The following is a 775-nucleotide window of genomic DNA, read 5'->3' as shown; positions in this document are numbered from 1 at the left end:
ATCCTTTTCCTGCCCCATGCCGAGTGAAAACAAAGAGAGAAAACGAGTGCCGGTCACCTTTTGTTCTTCATAGCCGCGACTCTTATATGTTGGAAAATCAAAATGAATATATATAATTTAAATGGAGGTGCATAAGAAGCATGTATATTTTCATAGGTTGTTCACTCTTATTCATTTTGCTTCTCTTTTTATTCGCGCAAAAATTTGCACCAAATTCCGCTATGATGACTAGTTTCAAAGGAAACAGCCTAAAGAAATTTATAATTGGACTTGTAGTTGCCTCCGTCTTGTCACTTTCTTACGGCATTTATCATGCAGCTACTTATCAGCCCGCCTTTTTAGACATTAAGTTAGGCAACAAACCGTATACTGTTTTAGGTAATATTGGAGAATTCGGCTATTTCTCCGAACAATTAATAAAAAAAGAAACCGAAACTGAACTGTATTTTGTTACTTGGGAATCACTTCATTTAAAAAATCCTCAGATTATAATAAACTATCCTTCTGGAAAAAAAGAAACTTGGAAGCCTAACATATCTTTAATAACAAATACATCAACAACAGAAATCGATAAAAAATATAAAATAAAAGAAGTGTATCGAATTTCTCCTTACTCATTTAAAGAAGCTGGAAATGTTATTTTGACAATTAAAGAAAATAAGACTACACGTGTAGAAACATTAATCAAAGTTAAATAGTAATATATATACATCAATTAAAAAACTGACGTCCCCCCTCTTTTTGGGTGGGAGAGAGCATCTATTCATGCATAGAA

At 32.8% G+C, this 775-nt stretch carries 1 protein-coding gene; it reads left to right on the top strand.

Translation table 11 applies throughout. The features are described 5' to 3' along the window. Positions 1-140 precede the first annotated feature (140 nt). A complete protein-coding gene (locus tag V7183_RS20690) occupies positions 141-698 on the top strand; it encodes a hypothetical protein (RefSeq protein ID WP_335360676.1) in 558 nt (185 codons plus the stop codon). Positions 699-775 lie beyond the last annotated feature (77 nt).

Origin of the sequence: Bacillus sp. JJ1127 (assembly GCF_036965845.1) — a bacterium.
Lineage (GTDB): Bacteria > Bacillota > Bacilli > Bacillales > Bacillaceae_G > Bacillus_A.
The sequence above is the reverse complement of the archived record's forward strand: the minus strand, read 5'-3'. Positions and strand labels throughout refer to the sequence as shown.

What these genes read in the sequence shown, in the direction of transcription:
- V7183_RS20690 (WP_335360676.1), top strand. Translation starts at nt 141, where the DNA reads ATGTATATTTTCATAGGTTGTTCACTCTTATTCATTTTGCTTCTCTTT.